General features: G+C 66.0%; 12 protein-coding genes. 10 read left to right on the forward strand and 2 right to left on the reverse strand.

From position 1 onward, the window contains the following. Positions 1 to 147 precede the first annotated feature (147 nt). Positions 148 to 1671: a lipopolysaccharide biosynthesis protein gene (locus tag NDI86_RS20800; RefSeq protein ID WP_310902189.1), complete on the forward strand. Its 1524-nt coding sequence runs from the start codon at positions 148 to 150 to the stop codon at positions 1669 to 1671. Positions 1672 to 1761: 90 nt separating this feature from the next. On the opposite strand, the gene NDI86_RS20805 is transcribed toward NDI86_RS20800, so the two are convergent. Further along, a complete protein-coding gene (locus NDI86_RS20805; RefSeq protein WP_310902190.1) occupies positions 1762 to 3015 on the reverse strand; it encodes a protoporphyrinogen/coproporphyrinogen oxidase in 1254 nt (417 codons plus the stop codon). A gap of 337 nt (positions 3016 to 3352) precedes the next feature. Between NDI86_RS20805 and NDI86_RS20810 the strand changes: the two genes are divergently transcribed. From NDI86_RS20810 to NDI86_RS20840, 7 genes are all read left to right on the forward strand, one after another. Beyond that, positions 3353 to 4237: a hypothetical protein gene (locus NDI86_RS20810; protein ID WP_310902191.1), complete on the forward strand. Its 885-nt coding sequence runs from the start codon at positions 3353 to 3355 to the stop codon at positions 4235 to 4237. A gap of 99 nt (positions 4238 to 4336) precedes the next feature. Beyond that, entirely contained in the window at positions 4337 to 4906 is a 570-nt protein-coding gene (locus tag NDI86_RS20815; protein WP_310902192.1) for a gluconate 2-dehydrogenase subunit 3 family protein, read from the forward strand. Position 4907: 1 nt separating this feature from the next. Further along, the gene (locus NDI86_RS20820; protein WP_310902193.1) at positions 4908 to 6551 is read left to right on the forward strand and encodes a GMC family oxidoreductase; all 1644 of its coding nucleotides are present in this window, start codon (positions 4908 to 4910) and stop codon (positions 6549 to 6551) included. Positions 6552 to 6713: 162 nt separating this feature from the next. Beyond that, positions 6714 to 7733, forward strand: a complete 1020-nt coding sequence (locus NDI86_RS20825) for an NAD-dependent epimerase/dehydratase family protein (protein ID WP_310902194.1) — start codon at positions 6714 to 6716, stop codon at positions 7731 to 7733. Continuing rightward, positions 7730 to 8749 (forward strand): NAD-dependent epimerase/dehydratase family protein, encoded by a 1020-nt coding sequence (locus NDI86_RS20830; protein WP_310902195.1) that lies wholly within the window; start codon positions 7730 to 7732, stop codon positions 8747 to 8749. The genes NDI86_RS20825 and NDI86_RS20830 overlap by 4 nt, the downstream gene beginning before the upstream one ends. Beyond that, a complete protein-coding gene (locus tag NDI86_RS20835; protein ID WP_310902196.1) occupies positions 8750 to 10012 on the forward strand; it encodes a glycosyltransferase family 4 protein in 1263 nt (420 codons plus the stop codon). Then, positions 10009 to 11346 carry a sulfatase gene (locus NDI86_RS20840; protein WP_310902197.1) on the forward strand — a complete coding sequence of 446 codons (1338 nt, stop codon included), beginning with the start codon at positions 10009 to 10011 and terminating at the stop codon, positions 11344 to 11346. Before NDI86_RS20835 ends, NDI86_RS20840 begins: the two co-directional genes overlap by 4 nt. Positions 11347 to 11642: 296 nt before the next feature. Here the strand turns inward: NDI86_RS20840 and NDI86_RS20845 are convergent, their stop codons facing one another. Further along, positions 11643 to 12692 (reverse strand): GNAT family N-acetyltransferase, encoded by a 1050-nt coding sequence (locus NDI86_RS20845; protein WP_310902198.1) that lies wholly within the window; start codon positions 12690 to 12692, stop codon positions 11643 to 11645. A gap of 111 nt (positions 12693 to 12803) precedes the next feature. Between NDI86_RS20845 and NDI86_RS20850 the strand changes: the two genes are divergently transcribed. Further along, positions 12804 to 13862 carry a Gfo/Idh/MocA family protein gene (locus NDI86_RS20850; protein WP_310902199.1) on the forward strand — a complete coding sequence of 353 codons (1059 nt, stop codon included), beginning with the start codon at positions 12804 to 12806 and terminating at the stop codon, positions 13860 to 13862. Beyond that, positions 13859 to 14779 (forward strand): NAD-dependent epimerase/dehydratase family protein, encoded by a 921-nt coding sequence (locus NDI86_RS20855; RefSeq protein ID WP_310902200.1) that lies wholly within the window; start codon positions 13859 to 13861, stop codon positions 14777 to 14779. Before NDI86_RS20850 ends, NDI86_RS20855 begins: the two co-directional genes overlap by 4 nt.

Here is a 14779-nt window from a genome sequence, read left to right on the forward strand (position 1 = left end):
TGTCGGGCGCGCCCGACCGCGCCCGGTGTCGTAGCTGACGCCTTCTTTTACCGACTGCTAGTAACGTGATACGCAAATGGACGACAGGAGTGGCAAGGGCGAGTTCGTCCGCACAGAGATACCGACCCACTGCGGTGACGACCGGGGATGGCACGGGCGGACACAGGCCAGCGACGGCTGGCGGCCACGGACCGGGCAGAGATGACGATAGCGGAGTTCGGTTTCGGGGACCTCTCCGAGACGGTCAGGCAGTTCCTGCAGGACGTCGGCCTGTACACGGTCGCGGGGCTGGTTCCGGCGCTGTTCAGCGTCCTCGCGCTGACTATCTTCACGAGACTGTTCCGACCGGCGGCGTTTGGCCGGTACTCCATCGCCATCGCGGTCGGTGGCATCGTGAGCACCCTGCTCTTTGGCTGGCTGAACAACGCCATCATCAGGTTCGCGCCCGAGGTAGACACCGAACAGCTCGTCGGGACCGTCTTCGCGGTCGTCGCGGGTCTCAGCACGGCGCTGGTCGCACTCGCCGCGGTCGGATACGGACTCGCCGGGGACTCGCTCGGTGCCTATCAGCCGTTCTACGTCGCGAAGCTGGCGTTTCTGGTGTTACAGGGCACGTTCCAACCGATGGTAGCGGTGTTCAGAGCGACGCTGAACTCGAAGTACGTCACGCTGTTCATGTGTGTCAAGTCCGTCGTCATGCTCGCCAGCGCGCTCCTCGTCGTCCTCTACGTCACGGACCACATCACCGGCTGGATATGGGGCCACGTCATCGGGATGGCCGTCGGGATACTGGCCCTGCTGGCGGCCTCCGATATACTCATCGCCCGACCGCGGGTGGACCGGAGCGTCCTCGTCCGGATAGCGGGCTACGGACTGCCGATGGTGGGCTGGATACTCGGCGACCCGCTCCTGAACCAGGCCGACAGGTTCCTCATCGAGTTTCTCCGGGGGAGCGCCATGGTCGGGATTTACTTCTCGAACTACAGCCTGGCCGACCGGGGGTTGCGACTGGCGATGATACCGCTGCTCGATGCGATTCAGCCCATCATCATCAACCGCTGGGAGGGCGACAACGAAGCCGAGATAGAGGCGCTCCTCACGCGGTTTACGAAGTATTTCCTGCTGCTCGCCGTCCCGGCGCTCGTCCTGTTAGCGGCGCTCAGCAGACCGCTGAGTACCGTCTTCTTGGGCGAAGCGTACCACGAGGGCTACGTCGTCATCCCCATCGTCGCGACCGGGGTGTTCGTCTGGTCGCTCTCGAACCTCGGCCAGATAGGGCTGGAGATACGCGAACGGACGGCCCTGATGTCGCGTGGCCTCCTCTGTGCGGTCGTGTTCAACGTGGTCGTCAACGTCCCGCTCATACTCACCATGGGGTATCTGGGCGCTGCCATCGGGACGTTGCTGAGCTACGGGGTCTACGCCCTGTTCGTCGTGCGGGCGTCTCGGAGCCGGATCGAGTGGCGACTGCCCACGGCGACCGTCGTCAGAGGGGGTATCGCCGGCTGCGGGATGGCCACGGTTCCCGGACTCCTCTACGTGAGCGGCTGGTATTCGTTCGAACGGATATTCCTCGCCGCCGGCCTCTCGCTGGTGACCTACGCGAGCGGGCTCTATCTCACCGGCGAACTCTCGCGGGACACCGTCGTCCAACTGCGAAACATGACGTGAGCGGCCTCGTCGGTTACTGCCGACCGCCGCTGTCATCGAGAGAGAACGTCGTTCCTCGAGGAGACGGTCGGGAGCCCCCAACTGGGCGTCTCAGTCGGCCGTCTGTGCGCCGACGTGTGCGAGGACGTCGTCTCGCGTCTCGTAGGCCTGCTGGACGATGTCCTTTATCCAGATGTACTCGTACGTACTCACGCGTCCGAGGTTGAACATGTTCTCGTGGGCACTGAGCTGACTGTTTATCCGCTCGAACGTCTCTATCTCCTCGGTGACCGGGAGCGGATACGCCCGCGGCGCGCGCCTGACCTTCGAGTCCAGTATCTCGGCGTCGATACCCTGCTCCTCGAGGAACGAGTGGAGGTAGTCGGTGTACCACTCGTCGTCGTTCGACCAGACGTCGTCGCCGATGAAGCAGGGGAACTCCGTCGTGAGGATGTACTCCCCGTCCGGGGTCTCCTGCGGGACGAACTCGTAGTCGGTCACGCGCGTGAACTCGTAGTCGTTGGGGAAGTAGCCCCAGTCGACGTGGTCGGGGAAGAGGCGCTCGTCGGCGCTGACGTGCGTGCCCAGAATCACCATGCTTCGGTAGTTTAGCGACTCGGTCGTGTCGACGACGAGGCTCGGGTCGATGGTGCTTATAAAGAGGTCGCCCCCGATGCGGTCGCCGCTCTCGGTTTCGAGGGCATCGATTCGGTCGCCGGTCGTCTCCAGCCCCGTCACCCCGTCGAAGACGACGTCGCAGTCCGATATCATCGTCTCCAGAATGTCGGTGTACTTGTCGTCGGGGTAGTAGGCGCCGTCACCGAAGAACTCCTGTTCCTCCTCGGGGAAGCTTATCTTGAAGTCGAACCAGTCGCCCGTGATGCGCTTGGGGTCGACCCCCCAGTGTTTCTCGGTGTAGTTCTTGTTGTATCGGTCGTAGAGGGTCTGACCGACCTGGTTTTTCATGTACTCCTCGAAGAACTCCGCGTCGGTCTTGCCCGGCGCCGCCGCCAGTTCCTCGCGAATCTGGTCCGCGTCGTCCCACCGGTCGATGTTCTGTTTGCTCACCGGGTAGTGGTGTGGGTCTTCGAGGTCGCCCCGCGGGTAGGTCGCGGCGTAGAAATCGTGCGGTTCGATGTGGGTGAACTCCGAGAAGAGGTCGCCGACGACGGCCTCCTCCTCCTCGTCGAAAAAGAGGAGGTGGGGGGCGGAGTCACAGTGGTACCCGGTGTCGAACTCTATCTCTCGGAGGAGCCCACCGACCGCGTCCTTCTCGACGAGGGTCACGTCGAACCCCTCCTCGTTGAGAAGGTAGCTTATCGTACAGCCTGCTACGCCAGCACCGATAACGGTGATTCGTGGCATTATTCGCGATTCGGACGGTCCGTATTATACTATCCGGCGTCTAACACTGACTCTGTCGAACGTATCCGACCGCACTCGCAAGTTGTTGGTGTCAACCCCGAAGCCGAATCGTATCCAGTAGATTTAGCCGAAGGATACTTTTGATGACCGGAGGCGATAGCAGTCGTAACCGCTCAGTTCCGGCGCGGGTCGGCGGCCGGAACGGCCCCGAGCAGAAACGGTCCCCCGGTCGCTCAGACGGAGCCACGGTCCCGACCGCCCGGTAGCGACGTAGCTACCAGTTGCCCTCGACTGTCGCCAGAATCTTTATCAAAACCGGCAATGTCAATTCGAAATAATGTCTGGTCCTATCGAACGAGCGTACCACCGCGTTACCGTGACCGTTCCCAACCCGGTGACCGGGTTGGTGGCGGTGGCGGCGACACTGCTGTACATCGGGCTCCTCGACGGGCTGGGAGTCCTCCTCGTCGTGCTGGGAGTGCTGACAGTAGAGCCCGTCTCGGTGTGGGTGGCGGCCGCCGGGCTGTTCGGTGGGCCGCTGGCCGTCGTCGGGAGCGTCGCCGGCTATCTCGGCTACCACTCCGTCTCCGGGTTCGTCCCCGTCTGGAAGGGCGTGGAGTATCTCTCGCTGGGACTGTTGCTCCATCTCTTCGTGAGTCGCTCCGGCTCACTCACCCGCGGGGCACCGCTGCGCTCGCTGTCACAACTTCGGGCGCTGGCCACCGGTATCGCCCTCGCGGGGCTGGGTTCGGCGGCCCTGTTCGCGTGGGGATACGACGTCGTGGGGGAGTTCCGGTTCGCGCCGCTGGTCTTTCTCTCCGGTGCCACACAGACCCTCTCGGCGCTGCTGGGAGCCTTCGTCGTCTTCGGCGTGCTCCCGCGGTTAGTCGGAACCGAACGGTGGCGTGAGGCCAGCAGCGCACTCCGCTCGGGGCTGGGACCGCCGCCGAATCCGTCGACCGCCTGGATACGGCTGTCCGTCCTCCTGCTCGGTGTCTGGCTCGCCGTCGGAACCGCGGTCAGCGTCTGGTTCCGGACCATCGCGCAGATTCCGACCTACCAGCTCAGACTGCGGAATCTCGACGTGTTGCTCGTCTTTACCGACGCCGGCGTCTTCAGTCACGGCGGGTCGAGCCTGCAACTCGGGGTCGGTGTCACGGTCCTCGCCCTCTGGTTGCTCTCGCTGCATCGGTACGACGTCTTCACCCGCGGCCGAGAGTAACCCTCTATGTGAGACGCTTGTTTCCAGTTGCATCGCTGTCAGGGTGTAGTTACCGACGATTACTAAAGTGGCTCCGGGTCCACACGTACGACAACTCACATGGAACTGACACGTCGAGACATCCTGTGTTCGGCGCTCGCAGGCGGGAGCGCGACTGTGGTGGGCGCGTCCGACCCGCTGGCGGCGCTGTCCGGTCGCTCGGAGCGGTCGGCGGCACTGAGCGACGAGACGGTGCGGACACTCGTCGCAGTCGCCGAAGTGATCTACCCGTCCGAAGTGACCGATATCGCCACGTTCGTTACCGAGTACGCCCGCGGGCTGTCGGACCCGAAGAAGCGAGCCGTAACCGCGGCCGTCGAGGACCTCCGGTCGCAGACGCGCTCGGTCACGAACACGGCGTTCGCCGAACTGCCCGCCGGGGAGCGCGACGGTGTCCTCAGAACCCTCGGGGTCGCACGAGCCGTCTCCCGACCGGGCGGGACCGTCCCCGAGCGGATACGCTATCACGTCGTCAACCAGTTGCTGTACGGGCTCTACACCACGCCGAAAGGGAGCGGTCTGGTCGGCGTTCGGAACCCGGTCGGCCACCCCGGCGGGCACGGGTCGTATCAGGACGTGCCAGCCCCGACCCGCGGTCGGCCGATGGCGTCCGTCGACCGGGAGGAGTGAGATGGGGGCGAACCGCTCTCCCGCGTCGAGTCCCGACGTCTGTATCGTCGGGTCGGGCGTCGCCGGGGCGCTGGTGGCCTACGAGCTATCCAAGGCGGGATTCGAGGTCGTCGTCCTGGAAGCCGGGCCCCGGTTCGACACGTCGAATCGTCTGGACCGGATGGAGACGGCCATCAGACCGGGGAACTCCATCACAGATATCTGGGACGTGGGCGGCGAGCGCGACCGCTTTTCCTCCTCGGGCGAGGTGTTCTACGGCCTGAACAAGACGCGAGTGAAAGGCGTCGGCGGGACGACGCTCCACTGGCTGGGAGTGACGCCGCGGTTCCACGAGAAGGACTTCGAGATGCAGACGCGGTACGGCCTCGCCAGCGACTGGCCTATCTCCTACGAGGACCTTCGGCCCTACTACGCACGCGCGGAGGAGGAACTCGGCGTCGCGGGCGGCACCGACAACCCGTTTACCCCGCCCCGCGAGAACGACTACCCGATGCCGGCGTTTCCGCCGAGTTACTCCGATTCGCTGTACGCCGAGGCCTGCGACGAACTCGGCATCGAGATGCACTCGGTGCCACAGGCCCGCAACTCCGAGCCCTACGACGGGCGCAGCGCCTGTGTCGGCTACAGCACGTGCATCCCGGTCTGCCCGTCGCGGGCGAAGTACAGCGCCGACGTCCACGTGGCGAAAGCCGAGGACCACGGCGCGCGCGTCATCGACCGCGCGCCGGTGCAGCGACTCGAACACGACGACGCCGGCGAGACCGTCGAAGCCGCCGTCTACGAGACGCCCGACGGGAGCCAGCATCGGCAGACGGCGGACACGTTCGTCCTCGCCTGTGGCGCCGTCGAGATTCCGCGACTGCTGTTGCTCTCGGAGTCCGAGACGTACCCGAATGGGCTGGCTAACTCCAGTGGCCTCGTCGGCAAGTACTTCATGGACCACCCGCAGGTGACGGTGACCGCCGAACTCGACCAGCCGACCAACCAGGAGCCCATCGGCTATCAGACGAGCGAGTCACACCAGTTCTACGACCACGAGGAGCCGACGCCCGGCAGTATCAAACTCGTCTTCATGAACAAGAACCCGCCGAACACGGCCGAAGCCGCGATGCGCGGCGGTGACGAGGGCGTTCGGGGCGAGATGACCGACGTCTTCACCGGCGACGTCTGGGGCGACGACCAGCTCGACTGGATGCGCGAGCAGGGGCCAAATCGGAAGCTGAAACTGCTCGCGGTCCCGGAGATGCTCCCCCAGAAGCGCAACGAGGTCACGCTAGACCGGACGACCACCGACGACCACGGCAACCCCGTCCCCGACGTCTCCTACAGTATCGGCAGCCACGCGGCCGAGACGATGGAGTACATCCGGGAGCTACAGCACGACATCTTGGACGAGATGGGCGCGACGATTCTGCACGAGAGCGACCTCTCCCAGCCCTCTATCGCCTCACACAAACTGGGGACGACGCGGATGGGAACGGACCCCGAGACCAGCGTCGTGACGCCCTCGCTCCGGACCCACGACCTGGAGAACCTCTACGTCTCGTCCGGGAGCGTCTTCGTGACCGGCGGCGCGATGAACCCGACGCTGACTATCGCGGCGCTCGCGCTACGCCTCGCGGACCACCTCAGCAGCAATCGCTAGACAGCCGCGCCACCAGAACGCCCCAGACGACCCGAAGCGGCACGTACCAGCACCCAGTCGTTGGCGGCCGGTATCTCACCGTGGTCCAACGGGCTAGTAACTGACCCCGGGGGTAAGCCGCTACATAACAATGCCCGGATGGTAGCTCTTTTCGCCCAGACCATGCATGACGACCTCGCAGACCGGACCGTACTGGTAACCGGCGGCGCCGGATTTATCGGCTCCTTTCTGACGGAGAAACTGGTGTCTCTGGGGGCCGACGTCCGTGTCGCGGACAACTTCTCGCGTGGCGACTGGTCGAAACTCGACGCCGTCAGCGACGACGTGGAGATTCTGCCGGTGGACCTGACGACGCAGAAGGGGTGTATCGAGGCGACGGAGGGGGTCGACGACGTGTTCCACCTCGCGGCCAGCGTCGGCGGCATCCACTACATCAAAGCGGCCAACGTCGGCGGGCTCACGCCCAGCGTCCTGATGAACCAGTTCATCCTCGAGGCCGCCCGGATAAACGACGTCGACCGGCTGCTGTTTGCCTCCAGCGCGTGTATCTACCGGCAGGAACACGACGGCCTGAACCGGTTCAGCGAGGACCAGGCGATTCCGGCCGACCCCCACAGCACGTACGGCTGGGCGAAGCTGCTCGGCGAGGTCGCGTGTGACGCCTACCACACCGACACCGACCTCCGGACGAGCAGCGTGCGAATCTTCAACTGCTACGGGCCCCGCGAGAGTCTCGACCCCGACAGTAGCCACGTCATTCCGTCGCTCTGTCGGAAGGTCATCGAGACCCCGGACGGGGGCTCCATCGAGCTGTTCGGCGACGGCTCCCAGCAACGGGGCTTCATCTACGTGACCGACCTCGTCGACGGGATGATAGAGGTACTGACGACGAAATCGGACGGGGAGGCCATCAACCTCGGCAACTCCCGGGAGGTCGTCAGTATCGAGGAGCTCGCGAAGACCATCATCGACATCAGCGGGAAGGACCTCTCGCTGACCTACGACCGCTCGAAACCCACCGGTACGGACCGGTACGCCTGTGACATGACACAGATGAAAGCCGAACTCGACTGGCGGCCCTCGGTCCCGCTCAGGGAGGGCCTGGAGAACGTCTACACCTGGGCCGAGACCGAACTCGAACCGGCACAGCCGGTGGTCTCCGCCGACGGGGGGCGAGAATGAGCGACTGGACCGACGAGCGAGTCCTCGTCACCGGCGGGGCGTCGTTCATCGGCAGTCACCTGGTCGAGGACCTCGTCGCCGCCGGCGCGGACGTCCGCGTCGCCGACGACTTCTCCAGTGGCGAGCGGGCGAACCTCGACGCGGTCGCAGACGACATCGAGATACTCGAAGGGGACCTGAAAGACATCGCGTTCGCGGACCGCGCGACCGAGGGCATCGAGACGCTGTTCCACCTCGCCGCCGACCACGGCGGGCGCGGCTACATCTCGAACTACCCGGCGAACTGCGCGACGAACATGGCCCTCGACACCATCGTCTACGAGGCCGCCGCGGAGAACGGCGTCGACCGCATCACCTTCGCCTCCAGCGCCTGTACGTACCCGACCGACATCCAGCAGGAGCGGACCCGGTTGCGGGAGGACATGATACAGTTCGACGAGCGCGGCGGGGCGTACGCCGACGAGGTGTACGGCTGGGCGAAGCTCATGGGCGAGCGCTCCCTGCAGGCGTTCCAGGAGCAGTACGACATCGACGCCAGTATCGTCCGAATCTTCACCGCCTACGGGCCCCGCGAGAACGAGACCCACGCCATCATCGCGCTCATGGCGAAGGCCTACGCCGGCCAGGACCCGTTCCGTATCTGGGGGGACGGCGAGCAGACGCGGAACTTCACGTACGTGAAAGACATCACGCGGGCGCTCCGCCTCGCTGCCGAGAACATCACCGACGGGACGGCGGTCAACGCCGGCATCAGCCGGTACGTCTCCATCAACGAGGCGACCGAGCTGATATTCGACCAGCTCGGCTGGGAGCCCGACGAGAGAGACTACCTGACCGACAAACCGGTCGGCGTGCGCCACCGGGCCGCGGACACGACCCGCGCCGAGGAACTGCTGGGCTGGGAGCCCGAGTACAACCTCGGCGACGGGCTCGCAGAGACGCTCGAGTGGTACACCGAGAACCGCGACCGCGACTACGTCCGGTCGAACCTCGAGACGCTGTTGCACGAGCGATAGATGTCGTCCGAACCCACCGAGCACCTCCTGGTCACCGAGTACTTCCACCCGGACACAGCCTCGACCGGCCAGCTGATGACCGACCTCGCCGTCGGACTCAAGGACAGAGGGCTCGACATGACGGTCTACACGGGCCAGCCGAACTACCACAGCGGGGAGAACGAACGACAGCCCTCCCGCTCGCTCCACGAGGGGGTCTCCGTCCGCCGCATCGGGGCCCCGCAGGTCCGACAGAGCTCGATGCCACGACGGCTCGTCAACTGGGCGCTCTTTACCGCCTGGATGACCGTACTGCTGCTGTTCGAACGCGTCGAGCGCGACCGGAAGGTGATATTCGTCACCTGTCCGCCGTTCCTGCCGGCGGCGATGTGGTTCGTCTGTCGGGTCCGGGGCTGGGAGTACACCTACGTCGCCTACGACCTCTACCCCGACGAGCCGGTGGAACTGGGCTACGTCCCCGAAGGCGGGCTGGTCCACCGACTCTGGGAGCGGCTGGACCGACAGGCGTTCCGCGACGCCGAACACGTCGTCGCGCTCGGCCCGGTGATGAAAGAGCGCATCGCGGCGAAGCTGGGTCCTTCGGCCGACCCCGAGAAGATAGAGATTATCCACAACTGGGAGGACGAGGACTTCATCACGCCGATGGCGAAAACGGACAACTGGTTCAGCGAGGAACACGGGCTCACGGACACGTTCACCGTGCTGTACTCGGGGAACATCGCCGAGTTCCACGACCTCGAGACGCTGGTCGGGGCCGCCGCCGAACTGGACGACAGGGAGGTCCAGTTTCTCATCATCGGCGAGGGCGACAACAAACAGCGGATAATCGACCTCGCGGAGGAACACGGCCTCCGCGGGGACAGCGTCGAGTTCCTCCCGTACCAGCCGTGGGACGACCTCCCGTACAGTCTCACGTCGGCGGACGTCTCCGTCGTCGCGGTCAAGGAAGGGTTCGAGGGCATCGTCGTCTCGAGTAAGCTGTACACCGCGATGGCGGCCGGGCAGCCGGTGCTCGTCATCGCGCAGGACGACGACGACGAGGCCCGCATCGTCGACCAGTTCGACGCGGGTATCAGCGTCGAACAGGGCGCCGTCGAGGACGCGGCCGCCGCTATCGAGCGCTGGCGGACGGACCCGCAACTCGTCGAGCGCCAGGGGACGAACGCGCGCGAGGCCTTCGAGGCGAACTTCGTCAAAGACACCGCTATCGACCAGTACTACGAGATGCTCGCTCCGACAGCGCAATCGAAGGTGGTCGCATGACCGACGAGACCGTCGACAACGTGTTGTTCGTCACGTACGACTCGCTCAGATACGACGTCTGGAACCAGATGCAAGACGACCTGGTCGCCGGGCCGAAACTGGAAGGGGCGGGCGTCGCGTTCGAGCGGGCGTTCGCGACGGGACCCGGGACCTCGCCGTCGTTCCCGGGCGTGTTGACCGGGACGCTGCCGCTCTCGCACGGCGGACTCGGACCGCTGACAGCGGAGCGACCCCGCGTTGCCGAACAGTTCCGCTCGCAGGGGTTCTCGACCGCCGGGTTCCACAGTAACCCGTTCCTCTCGACGCACTTCAACTACGACGTCGGGTTCGACACGTTCACCGACTACCAGAACCCGCTGATGGGCGTCGCGACGAAGATATTCCCCCGCGGCATCGAGATAAACAACCCCAAACTCGAACGCGTCGACGACCTGCTCAACCTGACCGGTATGATAAAGTCGGCGTACCAGGCGGTCAGCGACAAGCCCCGGCCGTACGTCGGTGCCGAGGTCATCACCGACGACGCCATCGACTGGTTGAACGGCGCCGACGACCCGTTCTTCTGCTGGGCACACTACATGGACGTCCACCATCCGTGTCACCCACCTGCGTCCTATCGAGCGGCATTCGGCGTCGAACACGTCGACATGGAGACGGTCTCCGAACTGTACTCCAAACTGCTCGACGACTCCCAGTCGTTGACGGAGTCCCAGCTAGCTGACATGCGGGACCTCTACCGGGCCGCAATCGTCCACGTCGACGAGCAGATAGACCGACTGCTCCGAACGCTCGAATCCAACGGGCAACTGGACGACACGCTCGTCGTCCTCACCTCGGACCACGGCGAACTGTTCGGGGAACACGGGCAGTACGGCAAGCCCGAACGGATGTACGACGAACTGATTCAGGTCCCGCTCGTGGTACTGAACGGCCCCTCCGGGCTTTCCGACGCGGCCGGTGACCTGGTGAGTCTGCTCGACCTCCCGCCACTGTTCCACGAGGCGGTCGGCGGGGACGTTCCGGCGGCCTACGAGGGGCAGTCGCCGACCGAACCGCGGGACCACGTCGTCGCGGAGCACGAAGTCGGCGGCGACCCGGTCGTCGGCGTCCGGTCGGCCGACTGGTGCTACGAGATAGACCGGATTCGGGACGAACGCCGCCTCCTCGAGGCCGAAACCGGCCTGGAAGTGGACCGGACCGACGCCGAGGCGGCCAGGGTCAGAGAGCTCGCGGACGGACGCGTGCGGAGTCTCGGCGGGGAAGTCGAGTCGGTGAGCGAGGACCATCTCGACGCCGACGTCGAGGCGCGCCTCGAGGACCTGGGCTATCGGTAGTCGGGGTTCCCGAGATGCCCGTCGCAGTTCAGCCCGAAACGTCTCCGTCGGCGAATCTGTACCGGCCGGTTTCGGTGTTCTCTGCAGAAAGGTAAGTATTAGTACTAGTCTGTTGGGTGCTGTGACCGACACAGTCACCACAACCAACGCAACAATATACCTCACACGCATTACTTTTAATAAATGTTATGCCGCTATATGGATTATCAGGTCCGTCCGACCGAACCGTTCACAATTCGGGCCAGCTACTACCGAGCGGGAGTGTTTCGGCCGCGACACACCCTCATCGCCGCGATTCACCGTCGACGGCGACCGCCGAACAGTCGGGCGACGACGCGGTCGCTGCCGAGTAGATACAGCACGCGGCCCAGCACCGAATCGACGCGCTCCCAGCGGAGGCCGGGTCGGGCCTGGCCGCCGAAGTCGGACTTGAACGAGAAGGTCCCGTCGGCGAAGTCGGGCGTCGTCTCGCCGAAGTCACAGGTCGCGTACCCGGCGTCGATACCCCAGCGGATGGCCGCTCGGTACAGCACTTCGGAGGGGAAGTGCGTGAAGTTCGCCGGGTCGTAGGCCGGAAACAGCAGGACCAGCGCGTCGCGCTCGTCGTCGAGGACCGCGAGCAGTTCACCGGCCGGCGCCCCGTCGACGGTGGCCCGGAACAGTTTCAGCCGGTCGCCGACGTGTGTCAACAGGGCTCGGAGGAAGGCGGGCGAGGCCCCGTCCCCGTCCAGTCGGGCCACGTGCTCGGCGTGGCGCCGCCCGAACGCCTCGACGGTGTCGGGCGTCACCGGCACGTCGGTGGCGGTAACCCCGCCATCGTCGGCTTTCCGGAGGTTCCGCCGCTTCTTCTGGGAGAGGTCGGCGTGAACGTCCGCCCACGGGCGGTCGATGTCGAGGACGAACCGGCAGTCCCTGACCGTGGGATAGTACTCGCGCTCTCGGAGGCGGGTCGCATATCGCAGCGACCGCTCCGACGCGGGCCGGAACAGGTGGCCGATGGTCCGCCCCGACGACAGCGACGCCATCTCGTCGGCGATGGCGTCGAAGACGGCGGCCTCGTCGGTCGCTATCATCGCGCCGTTGGTCCCCGGTTTCGGCGGGCCGAGAAACCGGAACGGGGTGCCCGGAAGCGGGCGGACGAACGACGGGTGGACGCCGACGAGCGTGCCCGACTTCCGGACGGTCACGTGGCGGGCCCGGGCGTCCGTGGCGGCCTCGTACGCCGCCAGCCACTCGTAGCGCTCGAAGACGCTGCCGGTGTCGGACTGCTGGGCGACGACGGCGTTCCACTCGCCGCGTTTGACCGCCGTTATCGAGTGATGAACGGCTGTCTCTAACTCGTCCATGAGTGACTAAAGATTGGCTCGTAACCTAACTCTATGCTGTCCAATCGGGACTGAAGCCGAAAATTCGGCCGTAGTAGATGGGTTTATCCCGGTGACAGAACAGTAGGCGGTATGACCGAACTCGCCGTCGGGGTGGTCGGCGCCGGGTGGATGGCAACCGACTACCACGTCCCGGCGTTCACCTCACATCCGCGGACGCGGGTCGTCGCCGTCGCGGAGCGCGACCCGGACCGCCGGGCGACCGTCGAGCGGGAGCTGTCGCTGCCCGGCTACGCGGACGCCACATCGATGCTCGCCGCCCACGACCTGGACGTGGTGAGCATCTGCACGCCGCCCAGCACCCACGAGGAGATATTCCTACAGGCCGTCGACGCCGGCTGTCACGTTCTCTGCGAGAAGCCGCTGGCCCTGACCGCAGAGAGCGCCCGGCGGATGGCCGACGCGGCGGCCGAGGCCGGCGTCGTCACGCAGGTCGGCTACCTCCACCGCTACTACCGCAACTACGAGCGGGCGCTCCAGTTGCTGGACAACGACATGCTCGGGGACATCGTCGAGGTGAGTATCGCCCACCACTCCGCGCCGCCGTCGGTGGGGTGGTACTATAACCCGGCGCTCTCTGGCGGCGGCGTGGCCCGGGACCTCTTTCCCCACTCGCTGGACGTGCTGTTCGAACTGTTCGGCGAGGACTGCGACGTGACCGACGCGTCAGTCCGCTATCTCCGGGACCGCGCCGTCGAGGACGCCGCCCGCGTATCGCTGTCGTTCGACGGCGTCTCCGCGAGCGGTGGGTCGCCAGACGAGCGCAGTGAGTCTGGCGGCGTCCCCGTCGACCTCTCGGCGACGTGGACACAGACCGAGGGCGTCACGCGCGTGCTCGTCGTCGGCACCGAGGGGTGGCTGGAACTCGATTCGGAGACGCTGCAGGGCGACATCCACGGGCGCCCCTTCGAGTACCAGCACGGGGAGCTCCCGCTGGTGGATATCGGCGTCGCGAACCTCTTCGGGGCCAGCGACGAGGACGCCCACACGGCCCGGATTCAGGACTTCGCGGACCACGCCGCGGCGGGCGACCGGGAGACGGCGGCCCCGGCGAGTCGTGGGGTCGCCGTCGCCGAGGTCATCGACGCGGTGTACGAGGCGTGTGGCGTCGACTGGGGGGCCGGGTCGTGACCGTCCTCGTCACCGGCGCGACGGGCTTTATCGGCCTGAACCTGCTGGCACACGTCGAGGGCACCGACCGCGACCCCGTCGCGATGGTCCGGGCGAGTTCTTCGACCGCGCGGCTGCCCGAGGGCGTCGAGACGGTCGAGGCGGACCTCTCGGACCCCGACTCGCTGGCCGCGGCCCTGGCGGGCGTCGACAGCGTCGTCCACCTCGCCGCCGCCGTCTACGACACCGGCGCGATGGCCGGGACGAACGTCGCCGGGACCGAACGGCTCGTCGAAGCGGCGGCCGACGCCGACGTCGACCGGTTCGTCTTCGTCTCGACCATCGGCGCCCACCCCGCGGTCCCGGCCGACGCCGACTCGACGTACCAGCAGTCGAAGGTCGCCTCGGAGGAGTTGCTGTTCGGCCGCGACCACCCCTTCGAGGTGTCGGCCGTCTACCCGACGTACATCTTCGGCCCGCGGGACTACCGGCTGACCCGCTACGAACACGTCCGCCCCGTCGCGACCAACCGGGTACTCGTGCCGCCGCTGTACACCGACGCGAAGTACAACGTCGTCCACGTCGACGACGTGGTCGGCACCATCGCCCACTGCCTCGACGGCGCCCCCGGGCGCCACCTCGTCACCGGGCCGAACGTCACGAACAAGCAGTTCCTGACGACGATTGCGCGCCACACGCCCGGCAAGTGTCGGGTCGTGAGCGTCCCCTACGGCGTCATCAAGTACGGCGTCAAGCCCGCGATGGACCTGCTCCACCGCGTCGGCATCTCGCCGGTACCGGGTGCGGGGTTCACCGACCGGGAGGACTTCGGCACCGTCCGCGAGGCCCTCACCGAGCGAGCGCCGGTCCGCCAGCGGGACTGGCGGGCCGCCATCGGCGACACCGTGGCGTGGTACGACCGGGTGGGGCTGCTGTAG

It is taken from the genome of Haloarcula onubensis (genome assembly GCF_031624605.1).
In the GTDB taxonomy this organism is placed as follows: domain Archaea; phylum Halobacteriota; class Halobacteria; order Halobacteriales; family Haloarculaceae; genus Haloarcula; species Haloarcula onubensis.